The organism is Pokkaliibacter sp. MBI-7 (assembly GCF_029846635.1).
In the GTDB taxonomy this organism is placed as follows: Bacteria; Pseudomonadota; Gammaproteobacteria; order Pseudomonadales; family Balneatricaceae; genus Pokkaliibacter.
Genome location: NZ_JARVTG010000002.1, coordinates 1,585,947 through 1,603,574, shown reverse-complemented (window position 1 = coordinate 1,603,574; position 17,628 = coordinate 1,585,947). Strand labels below are relative to the sequence as shown.

The following is a 17,628-nucleotide window of genomic DNA, read 5'->3' as shown; positions in this document are numbered from 1 at the left end:
CCTCGGTAAAGATAAATACAACAAAACTGATTGGAGTAACTCACAGATGAAAGCCAAGAAACTGCTGCTGGCCTTGTCCCTGTCTTCTGCTGTCGTATCGAGTGCACAGGCCGCCACCATTGGTGTGGCCATGTCCTACTTCGATGACAACTATCTGACGATAGTGCGCAACCATATTACGCAAGTCGCCAAGGAAACAGACACTCAGCTTCAGTTTGAAGATGCGCAGGGCGACATCGGTCGCCAGATCAGTCAGGTGCAGAATTTCATTGCCTCCAATGTGGATGCCATGATCGTCAATCCGGTCGACGCGGTTTCCACGGCCAAAATGATCAAGCTGGCCGTGGAAGCCAAGATTCCGCTGGTCTTCCTCGGCCACGAACCGGAGACGAAAAAGCTCCCTGAGGGCGTGGCCTACGTAGGTTCTGATGAGAAAGACTCCGGCACGCTGGAGATGAAGGAGCTGGCCAGACTGGCAGGGAACAAGGGCAATGTGGTGGTGATGATGGGTGACCTCGGTACCCATGCTGCGCAGATGCGCACCAAGGACGTGGAGGATGTGGTTGCTCAGCATCCGGACATGAAGATCACCGAAAAGCAGTCGGCCAACTTCTTCCGTAATGAAGGCATCGACCTGATGACTAACTGGCTGACCAACGGTACCCCGTTCAACATCGTTGCCGCTAATAACGATGAAATGGCCATCGGCGCCATCATCGCTATGCAGCAGGCAGGTATCGACCCCAAACCCTATTTTATCGGCGGCGTGGATGCCACGCCGGATGCGCTGAGCGAAATGGAGAAGGGTAATCTGGATGTGACGGTTCTGCAGGATCCTAAAGGACAGAGCAAGACAGTCATGGATACGGCGTTAAAGATGATCAGGGGCGAGAAGGTGGAGCAGTGGAACTGGGTGCCTTTCCAGCTGGTCACTCAGGAAAACTATAAGCAGTTTATGGCTAAGTAATACGCCTGCCTCAGCCGGATTCGGTCTGAGGCAGGCGGGAACGCCCGGTCACTTAGGTGAGCCGGGCGTTTCTCGTTCAGCGCAGATAACTCAGCATCGAAACCGGATCTTCCAGATAGCTCTTCCACTGATTGCAGAAGCGCGCCATGGTGGCGCCGTCGATAACCCGGTGATCACCTGACCAGCTGATATGGATGATCTTGCGTGCTTCCACCTGACCCTGATCATTAAAGCGTGGCAGGGTCTGCACCCGACCCAGTGCGACAATGGCAACTTCCGGTTTGTTGATGATGGGTGTGGCCACAATACCGCCGATGGCGCCAACATTGGAGATGGTGATGGTGCCGCCTTTCAGGTCATCCTGACTGACCCGGCCTGCACGGGCAGCCTGCGTCAGGCGGCCCACTTCTTCGGCGATCTCACGCAGTGAACGACGCTGCACCTGTTTGATATTGGGCACCATCAATCCCACGGGCGTATCTACCGCCATGCCGATATTGATATCACCAAGATAGGTCAGCTCGGTGCAGTCAGGATTCACCCGGCTGTTGAGGATGGGGAAGGCCTCAATCGACAGGGCCAGTGCCTTCATGAAGAACGGCATCATGGTCAGCTTGACGCCGTCTTTCTCGAAGCGGGCTTTCATCTGCTGGCGCAGATTATCGAGCGCGGTGATGTCCAGTTCTTCGGAGTAGGTGAAATGGGGGATGGTGGAGACCGAGTCCTGCATCTGGCGCGCCATCGCAGCGCGGATACCTCGAATGGGCTCGATGCGGTTTTCGCCCTGATCGGCAGCAGGTGCTGCGGCTTTTGCTGGTGATACCGCTGCTTGTGATACAGGGGCTTGTGATACAGGAGCCTCAACCGGTTGTGATGTCTGTGTTGCGGATGAAGTAGTCGTACCGACAGGGGCGGGGGAGGCTGCAGGTGCCTGTTGCAGTCGCAGCAGGTCTTCCTTCAGTACCCGACCGTTCTTGCCGCTGCCAGTAACCCGGCTGAGGTCAAGGCTCATTTCGCGGGCGATACGGCGTACTGCCGGGCTGGCCAGCGCCTTGCCCTGCCCGGCAGGGGCACCATGCAGGGCGGCGGGCTGAGCCGCTGTGCTGCTGGTCACGCTGGTCTGAGGTTTTAGCTGAGCGATGGTGTGCACATGGGGAGGGTGTTCACCACTGACTTCGATGGCGTACAGCGGGCTGTGTACCCTGGCGATATCGCCCTGCTGGTAGTAAAGCCTGACGATACGGCCACTATCCATCGCCGGAATCTGTACCAGTGCCTTGTCCGTCATTACATCGGCGACAGGCTGGTCTTCCTCGACCAGATCGCCTTCTTTGACCAGCCACTCCACCAGCTCGGTTTCAACAATCCCCTCGCCAATATCGGGCAGGATAAAGTCCTTGATGCGGCTGGCGCCGTTTACGGTTGCCGGTGTTGTCGATGTTGCTATCGGTGCCGGGTCGTTGGCCGCCTGCTCGGCAGCATCGGCAATATCCAGCGCAAACAGCGGCGCGTGTACTTTGGCGATTTCTCCCTGCTGATAGTACAGCCGTGTTACCGTGCCGGAGTGCATGGCAGGAATCTGTACCAGCGCCTTGTCTGTCATCACATCAGCGACGGGCTGATCTTCCTCAATGACATCGCCTTCATGCACCAGCCACTCCACCAGCTCGCATTCGACAATGCCTTCGCCGATATCCGGCAGAATAAAATCAATTTGCATGTCCCTCTCCTGTTATCTGTTATTTGCGGGGCAGTTCGGCGGGCGCTCAGTAGGAGACGCTGCGCTTGATGGCCTCAAAGGTCTTGAGGTGGTCGGGCATGTACTCCTTCTCCAGTGCCAGAGGGAAGGGCGTGTCCAGACCGGTGACCCGCATGATGGGGGACTCCAGATAAAGGAAGCAGCGCTCCTGAAGGGTGGCGGCGATTTCCGCACCGAAACCACAGGTCAGAGGCGCTTCATGGTTGATAATCAGGCGGCCGGTTTTCTTCACCGACGCTTCCAGCGTGTGTACATCCCAGGGCAGCAGGCTGCGCAGGTCGATCACCTCACAGCTGATGCCTTCTTCGCTGGCCAGTTTGGCCGCTTTCTCGATGGCATCCACCTGTGCTCCCCAGGCGACCAGCGTGACGTCCTTACCTTCACTGATGACTTCCGCCTGGCCGATAGGCAGGGTGTAGTCTTCACTGGGCACCTGACCGACCGAGGCGCGATACAGTTTCTTCGGCTCGAAGAAAATGACCGGGTTGGGGTCGCGGATGGCCGCCAGCAACAGGCCCTTGGCCTGATAGGGGTTGCGCGGCACCACGACTTTCAGGCCCGGGGTATGGGTGAAGTAGGCCTCCGGTGACTGGGAGTGATAGTGGCCGCCATTGATGCCGCCGCCATAAGGGGTGCGAATGGTCAGGCTGCCGACATTGAACTGGTTACCGGAGCGATAACGGAACTTGGCCGACTCATTCACGATCTGGTCAAAGGCGGGGAAGATATAGTCAGCGAACTGGATTTCGGCAATGGCCGTCATCCCGCCAGAGGCGACGCCATTGGCAAAGCCGATAATGCCCTGCTCGGTCAGTGGTGTATTGAAGCAGCGCTGCTTGCCGTACTTTTCCTGCAGGTGGCTGGTGGCACGGAATACCCCGCCAAAATGGCCGACATCCTCGCCGAAGCACAGGGCGGAATCGTCCGTGGCCATGGCAATATCCAGCGCACTGTTGATGGCCTGCAGCAGGTTCATATCACTGATCGTGCCTTGCTGGGTCTGTTTGTTCGTACTCATTATTTGCCCTCCCCGGTGCTGTTGTCCTGCGTCAGGCGCCAGGAGGTGACGGGATAGAAATCCGGATATTTGCGGATGTGTTCCTTCAGCGCCGACAACTGCTCCTGCAGATGCCAGGGCGGGGTGTCGTACACATCGTTCACCAGTTCTTCCACGGGGGATTTGGCAATTTTTTCTGCCGCCTTCATAGCATCCATGACGGCCTTGCGATGAGTGTCTCTGGCAGCGGCTTCCTGCTCTTCATTCCACCAGCCTTGCTGTACCAGCCAGTTCTTGAAACGGATGACCGGGTCTTTCTGGCGCCACAGCTCTTCCTCCTTGCGACTGCGATAACCGCTGGGGTCGTCCGAGGACGAGTGCGCACCGAGGCGATAGGTCATGGCTTCGATCAGCACCGGCTGATGCTGTTCAACCGCCAGACGACGCGCTTCCTGCGTGGCTTTGAGGACTGCCAGCACGTCGTTGCCATCAACCCGGATGGACTTCAGACCATAGGCAACGCCACGGGGAGCAATACCGTCACCGGCGAACTGTTCGCTGGTCGGGGTCGAGATGGCGTAGCCGTTGTTGCGGCAGAAGAAAATGGTGGGGGTTTTCAACACGCCTGCCATGTTCAGCGCCGCGTGGAAGTCGCCCTCAGAGGCCGCGCCTTCACCGAAATAGCAGATAACGCAGTTGGCTTTGCCCTGTGCCTTGAGGCCATAGGCGTAACCGGTGGCCTGTGGCAGCTGGGTGCCGAGCGGTGAGGAGATCGTCATATAGTGCAGGTCGCGCGAGCCATAGTGGATCGGCATCTGGCGGCCTTTGCCCAGATCGTGCTCGTTGGAGAACATCTGGTTCATGAAGTTTTCCAGCGGAAAGCCGCGGAAGGCCAGTGACCCCTGTTCGCGGTACTGGGCGAACACCATGTCTTGGTTATCCAGCGCGGCGGTACTGCCGATGTCAGCTGCTTCTTCGCCGGTTTCGGTCATGTAGAAGCTGATACGCCCCTGACGCTGGGCGGCCAGCATGCGCTCGTCGAGTGCGCGGATAAACAGAAAGGTGTCGTAAATCTTGAGGGCAAGGGCCTGATCAATCTCGGGCAGGGTAGCGCCGGGGTAAAGCTGACCGTCTTGCTGGAGAATCCTGAGTGTCGGAATGGAGAGATCCGCGCTGCCGGTAAATACCGGCTGGTGGACGATGCCACCATCCTGCTGTTGACTGCTCATAAGTGACCTTCTTTTGTTGTTATCTAGGCGGTTCAAAGGGTATTTGAGCGGATTTAGCCGAGCTCCGGTAAGAGCGCCAGCGCGGGACCGGGGGTAGTGGCCGTTGCTTCGGGCATATCCATGTCTGCTGTTAAAGGTACGTCGTTGAAGCTGTTTTTGCCTGCATTCACTGATGCAGTCAGGGCTAACTGATTCTTGGTGTCTGTGCCCGGTGGTTCAAGGCAGCCAGCGGGTAAGTGTCAAATAAAATTATCGCCCTGATCAAAGATTGCACCACCCTATTCTACGTTGACGTAAAAGTAAACTGGCTGCCCGAGGGGAGAGTGTTTCAACCTCACGATGAAGCTCACGATCCACGTCAAAAAAGTGCGCGAATGTGCCTCACCCCATTGGCGCAAAGCCCCGTACTCTCTATGCTGCATGAGATTTTTCGCCAATGAGGGAGTGCCTGTTGTGTGGGTTAGTCGTCGCCGCTATCTGGCCATGGAACAGAAGTACCAGGATCGTATCAATGCACTGGAGGCCGAACTGGTGCAGATGCGTGAGCAGCAGAACACCGTGTCACGTGATACTGAACAGACACTCCAGCGCTGCGAGGCGCAGCGTAAGGAATTCAAGGATGTCAGCCGGCACTGGCATACCGGTACCCAGCTGATTACCGACGTGCGGCAGAGCGTGGCCAATGTGTTTGCCACCCTGCAGCAGGAAAACAACGGCCTGACCAACGCCGATGATCTGTTTGAAGACAGCCGTCGGGTACTGGGCAAGATTCTCGAACAGCTCGCCAGTGCCAAATCTCAGGCGGACAAAAGTGTCGGGCATGTGCACTCTCTGCAGGGCGTGGCCAGGGAAATCGTCAGCTTTGTCGGCGTGATTCGTGATATTTCCGAGCAGACCAACCTGCTGGCGTTGAACGCGGCCATTGAAGCTGCCCGTGCCGGTGAGCAGGGCCGTGGCTTCGCCGTGGTGGCTGATGAGGTTCGCAATCTGGCGCAGAAGGCCTCCGAGGCCAGCGGTGAGATTGCCAATCTGGTGGAGCAGATTGCTGGTGTTACCCGTGAGGTGGAGAACAATATTCAGTCCATGACCTCAAGCAGCGATGCCATGGCAGCGTCGGCGGAGCAGGTGAGCAGTGCCGTCAACGAAGTGTTGAACATGTCTGGCAAGATGCAGCAAACCATCGAGCACAGCGTAAATTCCACCTTCGTGGAAACCGTCAAGCTTGATCATGTGGTGTGGAAGAACAACGTCTACGCCAGCGTCTGGGAGCTGGGTGGCATGGGCGCGGAGCTGGCTGACCATAAGGCGTGCCGCCTCGGCAAATGGTACTACCAGGGGGAAGGCAGTGCGCTGTATGGCCATCAGTCGGCGTTCAAGCGGCTGGAGGAGCCACACCGTCAGGTGCATCAGCATGGTTTGAAAGCACTGGAAGCCAAGGTGGAGGGCAATATCCCCGCCATGGTCGACCATTTGCGGCAGATGGAACGTGCCAGTCAGGAAGTGGCCGGACTGTTGAGTGATCTGGCCTGAGGACGTATCCGCTGGCTGAGTGACCAGACAACAAAATGGGCGCATCTCATGTGAGGTGCGCCCATTTTTATTTTGGCCGGATGTTCGATTTCGTCAGAGCGACAGGCGAGTGTCAGCCTGACGCTGTTTACATGCTTGCGGCAATCTGTGCAGCCAGACGGGCATTATTGAAAACCAGCTGGATGTTGGCTTTCAGACTGTCGCCGCCAGTAATTTCTGCCACCTTGGCCAGCAGGAAAGGTGTGGAGTCTTTGCCTCCAATTCCTTTCTCATCCATTTCGGCCAGCGCGTTGCTGATGGCCTGATCAATCTTGCTGCGATCCATGGCGAACTGTTCGGGGATCGGATTAGCGATCACCACACCACCGTTCAGATTCAGTGCCCATTTGGCTTTCAGGGCATCAGCGATCTGCTGGGGAGTATCCAGCTGGTAGTCGACACCGAAGTCACTTTCGCGGGTGTAGAACGCAGGCAGGGTAGCGGTCTGGTAGCCAACCACAGGCACGCCGTGGGTTTCCAGATATTCACGGGTCAGACCGATATCAAGAATGGACTTGGCCCCGGCGCAGATGACCGCCACGTTGGTATGGGCCAGTTCCTGCAGGTCGGCAGAGACGTCGAAGGTTTCCTCTGCACCGCGATGCACACCGCCAATACCGCCGGTGGCGAAAACACGAATACCGGCCATGGCAGCCAGAATCATGGTAGAGGCAACGGTAGTGGCGCCATCCTTGCCGCTGGCGACGATAAAGGGAATATCGCGGCGGCTGGTCTTGATCACGTTCTGGCCAGCCTGACCCAGGTATTCGATCTCTTCCTTGCTCAGACCCACTTTCAGACGGCCTTTGATGATGGCGATGGTGGCCGGTACAGCACCGTTGTCACGAACGATCTGCTCGACCTGCAGTGCGGTTTCGGCATTCTGCGGCCAGGGCATACCGTGGGAGATGATGGTGGACTCCAGAGCGACAACCGGTTTGCCTGCGTCCAGGGCGGCTTTCACTTCGGGATGGATATCGAGATAGGCGTTCATGGTTAATCCTTTCAGGCGTTGTGCTGAGAATGGGCGGTATAGGGGAGTGCCTCGGTCTGCTGCAGCAGACGCTCGACAGCGGTGACCGACATAGTGGGGTTGATGGTCGATGGGTGAGTCAGGGCCAGCGCCGCACTGGCTACGGCAAAGCGTGCGGCATCGCAGCTTTGCCAGCCTTGCAGCCAGCCATGGGCCAGACCGGCGAGGAAGGCATCACCCGCACCGTTAGCATTGACCAGATCGACCGCCAGAGGGGGCAGAATCTGTTGCTCTGCCGTGCCCTGATCGTTCATTTCACTGAGATACGTGCCGCGTGCACTCAGGCTCAGGCAGAGGCGTTTTACGCCCTGCTGATGGAACCAGTCGGCGAGGCCGGGCAGATCATCGTCGGAGCGGACCTTCAGCCCCGATAGTTGCTGCGCTTCCAGCAGATTGGGCTTGAGGGTATGAATGGACCCCAGCAGCCCGCGTAGTTTTTCCGATTTTGGCCCGGACACGGTATCGACGAAGATCGGCACCTGACTGAACTGGCTCAGCAGGTATTCCAGTACCTCACGACTGAGGTTGGTATCGATGATCAGCAAGCTGGCGCGTCGCAGCATCTCGGCATGAATGACCAGCGTTTCCACCCGCAGGCGTTCAATAATGGCCATGTCGTTGATGGCCACATGCATATCGCCACTGGCATCCAGAATCGACAGATAAGTAGATGTCGTGGCGTCGTCCAGCAGCAGGCAGTAGCGCATATCGATACCCGCCTGCTGACAGTGTTCCAGCAGCATCTGACCGTAAGCGTCTTTGCCGATAGGCGCGATCAGACGGCTGTCTGCCCCCAGTCGGGCGAGGTTTTCCGCTATGTTGCGGCCCACGCCGCCGGGAGAGCAGCTGACCCGGCCGGGGTTGGAGTCCTGCAGCTGAAAGGCGGTGGCCGGCTGGCCGAGGATGTCCATATTGGCGCCACCGATCACCACCGCGTAGGGTGCATCGGCAACGATATACCCCTTGCCGCGAATCGCCCCCTTGTTGGTGAGGTTCATGATATGGCCAGCCACCGCAGAGCGTGTGATGCCCAGACGGTCGGCCAGCGCCTGCTGAGAAATCAGCGGATCCTGGCGGATCAGCAGCAGAATTTCCTGTTCGCGCTCAGTGATCACAAACTTATGTCCGTGTTGCAAACTAAAGTTTGCTAATTATGTTGCTTAATCCCGGTTTGGCAAGCATCACCGATCCTTTTTCTTCCTGCCGCCCAGTTGTTTGATGCTCGACAAGTTATGTCGTGGCTGATCATGCATTTCTGCACTAGCCTGTCTAAAGAGCGGCTGACAAAGAGTCACATTTGGGTTTTAGCAGGCTGTTGAAAAACGTTATCGAGGCAGTCGAGACAAGGAAATACCCCGAGGGCACAAGAAACAGGCGAAAAAGCGGAGTTTAGTGAACTAAATGAGCATTTTGAGCGTGTTTTTGACGCGGTATTCGGCAACGCAGATAGATTTTCAACGACCTGCTAGGCTACCTGTCGCCATTAGGCGTTATGTGGCCACCGTTAGTATTTCTAGCCAGGGTTCGGGAAAGTATTGAATGGATGATGAATTAGGTTTTCTGCCAGAGTCTGATCTGCCCGCCGGTTCCGCTTCCAGCCCGGTATGGCGGGTGCTGGCCGTTGATGATGACCCTAAATTTCAGCGTTCACTGGCATTTGCCCTGGCCAACATGGAGCTGATGGAGCGCTCTATTGAGCTGGTGCAGGCATACAGCATGGCCGAAGCGGCTGCACTGCTGGGGCAGGACCCGCATTTCGCGGTGGTGCTGGTCGATGTGGTGATGGAAACCGAGGACGCAGGCCTGCGTCTGATCAAGGCGGTGCGTGAGATTCTGGGCGTGTCGGAGACGCGCTTTATCCTGCTGACCGGCCAGCCGGGGATGGCACCTGCGGAATCAGTCATGCAGGACTATGACCTGTCTGACTATGTGCTCAAATCCGATCTGGCAACTCGCGGTATACGCAATATTCTGACCGCCGCAGTACGCAATTATCATCAGCTGAAGACGATTTCGGCGGCCCGCCGTGGCTTGCAGCTGATCGTCGAGTCCAGCAATCGCCTGTTGGGCATTCGTAACCTGTCGCAGATTGCCTCGGCTACCCTCAGTGAAATTGCCACCCTGATCAATGTGCCTGATGAAGGGCTGGTGTGCGTCAATCGGGCGGCTGCGGTAGGTCTGGCAGAAGGGACGGATGAGCCTGAACCCATTACCATCGCCGCTAGTGGCCGCTTCCGGCCCTACATCAACAGGGCTCTGCGCGAGTTACCCGATAGCGAAGTACAGACCATTCTCTATCAGGCGCTGCTGGAGAAGGCTTTTGTCGGGGCGCCAGAAGGGCAGGTGCTGTTTTTCTCCAAGTCGGCAGCAATTTCCGAGTTCGCCATTTATGTGGCCACCGGACGTCAGCTCACTGAAACCGAAATGGAACTGCTGCATGTGTTTGCCGCTAACGTGTCGCGTGGTTTCGGCAATGTCGCACTGATCAGCAAGCTCGACCGGGTAGCCTATCAGGATGAGCTGTTGGGTATTCCCAATCGCAGTGCGATCTTACGGGAGCTGGCGCGTCTGAATAAGCTGAAGGATGCCAGCATGTTCCGGCTGGTACTGCTGGATCTGGATCACTTCTCCGGTTTCAACAACCTGTTTGGTTCCGGGTTTGGTGATGCGGTCCTGCAGGCAGTGGCTGAACGCCTGTCGGTGTCCTTTCCTCAGCCTACGGTCATCGGGCGTCTGCATTCGGATCTGTTTGCCATCATCGGACATGCCGACAGTGTCAATCTGCATGCTGCACAGCAGATGTTTGAGCAGCCCTTTGAAATCAACCAGAGCAGCCATAATCTCACGGCCTGCCTGACGGCCATGTCACTGACGGTGGGGGCGGAAGATGCATCGTCACTACTGCGCTCGGCGGTCACCACGTTGCGTATTGCCAAGGCCCATGGTGCCGGGTCAGTGCAGCCGTTTGATCCGGAGTTTGAGCGGCAGGCCAGCGAGCGCTTCGCGTTGATGCAGAAGCTGGTGACGGCCATTCGCGAGCAGCAGTTTATTCTGCACTATCAGCCGCAGGTCGATTTGCAGACAGACGAGGTGGTCGGAGTAGAGGCGCTGATTCGCTGGCAATCCGACCAGGGCATGATTTCCCCCGGTGTGTTTATCCCGCTGGCTGAACAGTCGGCTTATATCCACTGCATAGGTGACATTGTCGTCAACCACGCCTGTCAGGCCGTGCAGCGCCTCAATTCGGAAGGGTTCGAAAAGATGCTGGTCAGCGTCAACTATTCGGCACGTCAGCTTGAGCGGGCAGATGTGTTTGATCGGTTGCGTGTGGCCTACGAGGCGGCAGGAATAGAGCGCAAGCGGCTATGCCTTGAAGTGACCGAGACGGCGATGATGCAGTCTTTCCATCAGGTTGCGGCCTTACTGGAACAGCACCGGACTCTGGGAGGAACGGTCGCCATCGATGATTTTGGCACCGGGATGTCATCGCTGGAATATCTGCTTGAACTGCCTGCGGATCATCTGAAGATCGATATTGCCTTTGTGTCACGCCTTGATAAGGACGAGCGCAGCCGTTCGCTGGTGCGCATGATCATTGCGCTGGGCAAGCGGTTGGATATTTCGGTGGTAGCAGAGGGGGTGGAAACCGAGCAGCAGGCCAACTGGTTGCGTGACAATGGCTGCAACATTGGTCAGGGCTGGCTGTTTGGCAGGCCCATGCCACTGGAGGACCTTATCCAGTGGCTGCATAACCGCAAGCAGGGCGAAAGATGAGTGAGCACATGGCGCCTGCATCTGCTCGCCGGGCGACCCTCTGGCTGGGGTACCTGCTGCCCTGGTGGATCATCATCCCGCTGGGCACCTGGCTGATCTATAACAATGCCTCCAGCCGCGAGCTGGATCAGATCCGTTATGCCCAGCGTGATCTGGTGGCTCATGACAATCGTCTGGTCGAGAGCTATCTGACCAAGGTCTATCAGGATGTATTGTTGCTGGCGGGCAGCACCGCATCCGTGCTGGACAGCTCAGCTGCCGCTCCCGATACGCTGCTGGCCAGTCTGTTCAGCGATGCAGGCCGTGCTTACCCTCAGTACATGCAGATTCGCTGGTTATCGAATCAGGGGATGGAGCAGGTCCGTGTCGACAGAACAGGGCCGCAGCTCAAGACCATTACCGAGCATGACTTACAGAACAAATCCGGTCGCTACTACGTGCAGCAGGGGTTGAAGACGGAACCCGGTAAGGTCTATGTCTCGCCACTGGACCTCAATGTGGAGGGCGGGAAGATTGAGACGCCCTACCGTCCGACGCTGCGTGCTGTGACCAAAGTGGTGACAGCCAGCGGAGAAACGCAGGGAATAGCGGTGCTGAATCTCGACGCCAGTCGGCTGATTGCGGAACTCCGAACCTCTGCTGATGCCATGCTGGTTGATGAACAGGGTTACTGGCTGGTAGGGCCTGACGCCAGCAAGGAGTGGGGTTTCATGTTCAACGATCCCTCTCGTCGTATTCAGGTCGAGTACCCGGACGTCTGGCAGCACATCATCACTGAGCAGTCAGGGCAGTTTCTCGACGAGCACGGTCTATGGACGTTTGCGCGTGCCAACCCCGAGCAGGATCTGCAGATCAGTGCCGATGAAATACCAGAGTTATATACCCTGTCACGGGTGACCACGCCGCTGGTGCTTCAGCGTCAGTTGCAGCTTTTTTACTTCAGTGCTGGCGCTGCCGTGCTGCTGATGGTGTCCTGCCTGGCCGGTTTTCTTGCCCTGAGCCGCCGCCGCCTCGATAGCAGAGCAAAGGAGTTGCAGCACAGCAATACGCAGCTGACCACCACGCTTGGCCAGTTGCAGGCATCGCAGGAAGAGCTGGTACGTACAGAAAAGCTGTCTTCACTGGGGTTGATGGTGGCAGGGGTTGCTCATGAGCTGAATACCCCGATTGGGGCAGTCATGCTGTGTGTGACCACGCTGGCTGACCGCCTGCGAGACTTCCGCCAGGCCTTCCTGGCAGGTGGGGTTAAGCGCTCTGAACTGGAACAGTTGCTGCTGCATCAAACCGATGGCCTGCAGATGGCTGAAGCTAATATCAACCGGGCAGCAACGCTGATTCAGCAGTTCCGTCAGGTCGCCGCTGACCGGGCCAATGCGGACATCCAGTCGTTCTCCCTGCAGGCGCTGGTGGCTGACATTCTTGCCCTGACCCATGGACAGTGGAAACACAGCGGTCATCAGGTGGTGACCGATATTCCTGCCGATATTGAAATGATCAGTTATCCCGGGCCGCTGGGGCAGGTGATACAAAACCTGCTGCATAACGCGCTGGTGCATGCCTTTACCCCGGGCGACACCGGCACCATTTCGATCAGTGCCCGCGTGAGTGCCGACCAGTCGGTGGACATCCTGGTCAGCGACGATGGTATCGGGATTGCGCCAGAGCACATCAAACGTGTTTTTGATCCTTTCTACACCACCCGGCGTGGCGCCGGTGGCACAGGGCTTGGGCTGCATATCGTGCATCATCTGACCACTGAGGTGCTGGGTGGCCGGGTATGGATCGAAACGGAGCTGCAGGGCAGGGGGACGACCATGCATCTGCGCTTGCCGCTGGACTGCCGCTCCCCGCTGCAGCAGGCGGTCTCCGGGTAGGGACGCCAGACTCGTGCGGTTCCTGTCCGCTCTGCGCTTGTGCTGACGGCCGTGCTCAGACCCACGGGGTACGCGTTATGACCCCGCTGCCTGCCATATCGATGAACGCCTCTTTTATCATCGGGCCTGACGTGCCCCGATCTGAAAAATGTGTCATTGCCCGGCCTTGTGCCGTCTGAAGCTGATTCGATTCAGCTATCTTTTGACGTGAACGTCATCGTTGAACACTTCTTGCTCCGTCCGGATTTCTCTCTATACTTCCTGAAATTTTCATCGAAACGTTTGCGCAAACGTTTCGCTCCACCTAATACCTATAACCCGGAGCCGTCGATGAGACTCGGTCCTTTACTTAACCAGCCCTTGTCTGCCTGCCTGTCCATGCTTGGTCATACTGACGAAATTACGCTGGGTGATGCGGGCTTGCCCATCCCTGCACAGGTTGAACGTATTGATCTGGCGCTCAAACGCGGCGTTCCCGGTTTGCTGGATACACTGGAAGTGGTACTGGCCGAAGTAGCGGTGGAGGCCGTGACGCTGGCGCAGGAACTGCCCTCCGTCAGCCCCGACATGCATCAGGCCATGCTGACGCTGGTCGGCGCGGCAGGCCAGCGCCGCGGTATCGACATCGCCATCCACTACGTCAGCCACAGTGATTTCAAAGTACAGAGCGGACGCTCCCGCGCCGTGGTGCGTACGGGTGAATGTACTCCCTATGCCAATATCATCCTGCACGCAGGAGTGGCATTCGAGGGAGGGCAGTGATGGAACCTATCCTCTCGCTGACAGGTATCGAGAAGGCCTTTCCGGGTGTGAAGGCGCTGGACGGCGCTGCACTCAATGTCTATCCCGGTGAGGTCATGGCCTTGCTGGGAGAAAACGGTGCTGGCAAGTCGACCATGATGAAGGTGCTGACCGGGATTTATCAGGCAGACCAGGGCACCCTGAGCTATCAGGGCCAACCGCAGTGGTTCACCGGCCCGAAAGCCTCGCAGGCGGCGGGCATCAGCATTATCCATCAGGAGCTGAACCTGATCCCTGATCTCAGCATCGCCGAAAATATCTTCCTCGGTCGCGAAAAGACCAGCGCTTATGGCCGCATTTTGTGGCGGCAGATGTACGCCGAAGCCCAGCAGCTGCTGGACAAGCTGCGCGTGCGCCACAGCCCGCAGACCCGTCTGGGTGATCTCAGCATCGGCGAACAGCAGATGGTGGAAATAGCCAAGGCGCTGTCGTTCGAGTCCAGGGTCATCATCATGGATGAGCCGACCGATGCGCTGACCGATACCGAAACCGAATCCCTGTTTGCGGTGATCCGCGAGTTGCGGGCCGAAGGGCGCGGCATCGTCTATATCTCCCACCGTCTGAAAGAAATCTTCGAGATCTGCAACCGTGTCACCATCCTGCGTGACGGTCGTTTCATCACTGAGCGCGCCATTGAAAGCCTGCAGGAAGAGGAAATGATCGAGCTGATGGTGGGGCGCAAGCTGGAGGAGCAATACCCCCGCATTCATACCGACAAGGGGCAGGCAACGCTGGAAGTGGCGCAATTGAGCGGCCCCGGCGTCAGGGAGGTGAGCTTCAGCCTGCAAGCCGGGGAGATTCTGGGTTTCTCCGGCCTGATGGGGTCAGGGCGTACCGAGCTGATGAAGCTGCTGTTTGGTGCCAGTCGCGCCACGGCGGGCAGTATCCGCGTCGCCGGGCAGGTGGTTCAGCACAACAGCCCGCAGGATGGCCTGCGCAGCGGGATTGCTTATATCTCCGAAGACCGCAAGGGCGATGGTCTGGTGCTGGAACTGTCAGTACGGGAGAACATGAGCCTGAGTTCACTGCGTCAGTTTACCGGTGCGGGCTTCCGTATCGGCAAGCAGGCAGAGACCGGTGCTGTGGATGAATACGTGCGCCACTTTAATATCAAGACCCCCAGTCAGGAACAGCTGATCCGCAATCTGTCCGGCGGTAACCAGCAGAAAGTCTCCATCGCCAAGGGGCTGATGACCCGTCCCCGTGTGCTGATTCTCGATGAGCCTACCCGTGGCGTCGATGTCGGTGCCAAGAAGGAGATCTATCAGCTGATCAATACCTTCAAGGCGGAAGGCATGAGCATCATTCTGGTGTCATCGGAGATGCCGGAAGTGCTGGGGATGAGTGATCGCATTCTGGTAATGCACGAGGGGCGCATCAGTGCCGAGTTTGAGCGCAACGATGCCACCCAGGAAAAATTAATGGCCGCTGCCGTAGGTAAGCAGGCGGCGTAATGGCCTCCTGCGTCGTCAGTCACCTTTGATCAATTGCCGAAGTGAAAATAATGAATAACAGCACCCGTCAACTTACTCCTGCCACCGGCCTGTTCAGCAAGCACTGGTGGATGGAGCAGAAGTCTCTGATTGCCCTGCTGATCCTGATCGCCGTTGTGTCGGCCATGAGCAGCAACTTCTTCACTGTCGACAACTTCATGAATATTCTGCGTCAGACCTCCGTCAACGCCATCATGGCCGTGGGGATGACACTGGTGATTCTGACTGCCGGTATCGACCTGAGTGTCGGGTCCGTACTGGCGCTGACCGGCGCTTTTGCCGCCTCCATGGTAGCCATGGAGCTGCCGCTGGCGGTCACGCTGGTGGTCACACTGGGCGCCGGATTACTGCTCGGTTGCGTCAGTGGTCTGATTGTGGCCAAAGGCAAGGTACAGGCCTTTATCGCAACACTGGTGACCATGACGCTGCTGCGTGGCGTGACCATGGTGTATACCGATGGTCGTCCGATTACCACTGGTTTCAATGAGGCGGGCGATGCCTTTGCCGTGCTCGGCACCGGTTACTGGTTTGGTATTCCGGTTCCGGTCTGGCTGATGGTCTTTGTCTTTGCCGGTGCCTGGTATCTGCTCCATCACACGCCGCTGGGCCGCTATATCTACGCGCTGGGCGGCAACGAGGCGGCCACCCGTCTGTCGGGTATCAACGTCAACAAGGTCAAAGTGGCGGTGTATGCCCTGTGCGGCATGCTGTCGGCACTGGCAGGTCTGATTGTGACCTCACGCCTTTCCTCCGCTCAGCCAACCGCCGGTATGGGCTATGAGCTGGATGCCATCGCCGCTGTGGTACTGGGCGGCACCAGTCTGGCAGGCGGCAAGGGCCGGGTGATGGGCACGCTGATTGGTGCACTGATCATTGGTTTTCTTAATAACGCGCTGAACCTGCTGGATGTGTCGTCCTACTATCAGATGATTGCCAAAGCGGTGGTCATCCTGCTGGCGGTGCTGGTCGACAACAAAAGCAAGTAACGCAAACTCACGGCGCTGACGGAACCGATAAGCCGTCAGTGTCTGGCTCTGCCGCTGCTCAGGACGGGCTGCGTTAATGGTCATGAAGACCTGATACTTCCCCGATGTTCTGTCGGACCCCACACAACAAGGAAAATATCGGTCATGAAAGTCGCTAATCTGTTTTCTCGTACCAAAGCCGCTGTGCTGCTGTCTTCTGCCCTGCTGGGTGCCAGCATCAATGCCGCTCATGCAGACAGCATGGCACTGGTGCTGTCGACGCTGAACAACCCCTTCTTCGTCACCATGAAAGAGGGGGCAGAGTCTACCGCCAAAGCGCTGGGCTATGATTTGGTGGTGCTGGATTCCCAGAATGATCCGGGTAAAGAACTGGCCAACGTGGAAGACCTGACTGTACGTAAGGTCAAGGCCATCCTGATTAACCCCACTGACTCTGAAGCGGTAGTGAATGCAGTGCGTATGGCCAACAATGCCAACATCCCGGTACTGACGCTGGATCGTGGCGCTGCTGGCGGCAAAGTGGTCAGCCACATTGCCTCTGACAACGTAGCAGGCGGCAAGCTGGCCGGTGATTTCATCGCTGAAAAACTGGGTGATGGTGCCAAGGTTATCCAGCTGGAAGGGATCGCCGGTACCTCTGCTGCCCGTGATCGTGGTGAAGGTTTCAATCAGGCTGCCAAGGCACACAACTTTGCCGTACTGGCCAGCCAGCCCGCTGACTTCGACCGCACCAAGGGGCTGAACGTCATGGAAAACCTGCTCAACGCTCATCCTGATGTACAGGCCGTGTTTGCCCAGAACGACGAAATGGCACTGGGCGCTGTGCGTGCCATTCAGGCCTCTGGCAAGAAAATCATGATGGTGGGCTTTGACGGCACTGACGACGGCAAAGTGGCCGTACAGCGTGGCCTGATGGCAGCGACCGTTGCCCAGCAACCCGAAAAAATCGGTGAGATCGGCGTAATTACTGCTGACAAGCTGCTGAAAGGTGGCGACGTTGAGGCTAATATTCCCGTCGACTTGAAGTTGATTACTGAATAACGTTCGTTGCCTTTGCGGTAAATGATCGATGAAAGCGAGCCCCGGGCTCGCTTTCGTCCCTGAGAACCAAGGCGGGCCGCAGCGGCGGACGACTTTCAGCAAAAT

13 protein-coding genes are annotated in these 17,628 nt (G+C 57.5%); 8 read left to right on the top strand and 5 right to left on the bottom strand.

Annotated elements, in window-relative coordinates; genetic code table 11:
• Positions 1-46 precede the first annotated feature (46 nt).
• Complete coding sequence (locus QCD60_RS26985; protein WP_279790079.1) at positions 47-967, top strand: sugar ABC transporter substrate-binding protein; 921 nt, start codon at positions 47-49, stop codon at positions 965-967.
• Between the two features lie 76 nt (positions 968-1,043).
• Here the strand turns inward: QCD60_RS26985 and QCD60_RS26980 are convergent, their stop codons facing one another.
• From QCD60_RS26980 to QCD60_RS26970, 3 genes are read right to left on the bottom strand one after another with little or no spacing between them, the layout of a single operon-like run.
• A complete protein-coding gene (locus QCD60_RS26980; RefSeq protein WP_279790077.1) occupies positions 1,044-2,687 on the bottom strand; it encodes a dihydrolipoyllysine-residue acetyltransferase in 1,644 nt (547 codons plus the stop codon).
• A 46-nt stretch (positions 2,688-2,733) separates the two neighbouring features.
• A complete protein-coding gene (locus QCD60_RS26975) occupies positions 2,734-3,711 on the bottom strand; it encodes an alpha-ketoacid dehydrogenase subunit beta (RefSeq protein ID WP_279791075.1) in 978 nt (325 codons plus the stop codon).
• A 32-nt stretch (positions 3,712-3,743) separates the two neighbouring features.
• Positions 3,744-4,952 (bottom strand): thiamine pyrophosphate-dependent dehydrogenase E1 component subunit alpha, encoded by a 1,209-nt coding sequence (locus tag QCD60_RS26970; RefSeq protein ID WP_279790075.1) that lies wholly within the window; start codon positions 4,950-4,952, stop codon positions 3,744-3,746.
• Between the two features lie 453 nt (positions 4,953-5,405).
• Between QCD60_RS26970 and QCD60_RS26965 the strand changes: the two genes are divergently transcribed.
• Positions 5,406-6,482, top strand: coding sequence for a methyl-accepting chemotaxis protein (locus tag QCD60_RS26965; RefSeq protein ID WP_279790073.1), 1,077 nt, complete (start codon positions 5,406-5,408; stop codon positions 6,480-6,482).
• 127 nt (positions 6,483-6,609) lie between these two features.
• Here the strand turns inward: QCD60_RS26965 and QCD60_RS26960 are convergent, their stop codons facing one another.
• Both QCD60_RS26960 and QCD60_RS26955 read right to left on the bottom strand, forming a co-directional pair.
• Positions 6,610-7,515: a pseudouridine-5'-phosphate glycosidase gene (locus tag QCD60_RS26960; protein WP_279790071.1), complete on the bottom strand. Its 906-nt coding sequence runs from the start codon at positions 7,513-7,515 to the stop codon at positions 6,610-6,612.
• An 11-nt stretch (positions 7,516-7,526) separates the two neighbouring features.
• A complete protein-coding gene (locus QCD60_RS26955; RefSeq protein WP_279790068.1) occupies positions 7,527-8,669 on the bottom strand; it encodes a PfkB family carbohydrate kinase in 1,143 nt (380 codons plus the stop codon).
• 424 nt (positions 8,670-9,093) lie between these two features.
• Between QCD60_RS26955 and QCD60_RS26950 the strand changes: the two genes are divergently transcribed.
• From QCD60_RS26950 to rbsB, 6 genes are all read left to right on the top strand, one after another.
• A complete protein-coding gene (locus tag QCD60_RS26950) occupies positions 9,094-11,328 on the top strand; it encodes an EAL domain-containing protein (RefSeq protein ID WP_279790066.1) in 2,235 nt (744 codons plus the stop codon).
• Positions 11,325-13,202 (top strand): HAMP domain-containing sensor histidine kinase, encoded by a 1,878-nt coding sequence (locus tag QCD60_RS26945; protein ID WP_279790064.1) that lies wholly within the window; start codon positions 11,325-11,327, stop codon positions 13,200-13,202. The genes QCD60_RS26950 and QCD60_RS26945 overlap by 4 nt, the downstream gene beginning before the upstream one ends.
• Before the next feature lie 330 nt (positions 13,203-13,532).
• The gene (rbsD, locus tag QCD60_RS26940) at positions 13,533-13,964 is read left to right on the top strand and encodes a D-ribose pyranase (RefSeq protein ID WP_279790062.1); all 432 of its coding nucleotides are present in this window, start codon (positions 13,533-13,535) and stop codon (positions 13,962-13,964) included.
• Positions 13,964-15,457, top strand: a complete 1,494-nt coding sequence (gene rbsA, locus QCD60_RS26935; RefSeq protein ID WP_279790060.1) for a ribose ABC transporter ATP-binding protein RbsA — start codon at positions 13,964-13,966, stop codon at positions 15,455-15,457. Before rbsD ends, rbsA begins: the two co-directional genes overlap by 1 nt.
• Positions 15,458-15,507: 50 nt before the next feature.
• Entirely contained in the window at positions 15,508-16,482 is a 975-nt protein-coding gene (gene rbsC / locus QCD60_RS26930; RefSeq protein ID WP_279790058.1) for a ribose ABC transporter permease, read from the top strand.
• Between the two features lie 144 nt (positions 16,483-16,626).
• Positions 16,627-17,523 carry a ribose ABC transporter substrate-binding protein RbsB gene (gene rbsB / locus QCD60_RS26925; RefSeq protein ID WP_279790056.1) on the top strand — a complete coding sequence of 299 codons (897 nt, stop codon included), beginning with the start codon at positions 16,627-16,629 and terminating at the stop codon, positions 17,521-17,523.
• The last annotated feature ends 105 nt before the right edge of the window (positions 17,524-17,628 follow it).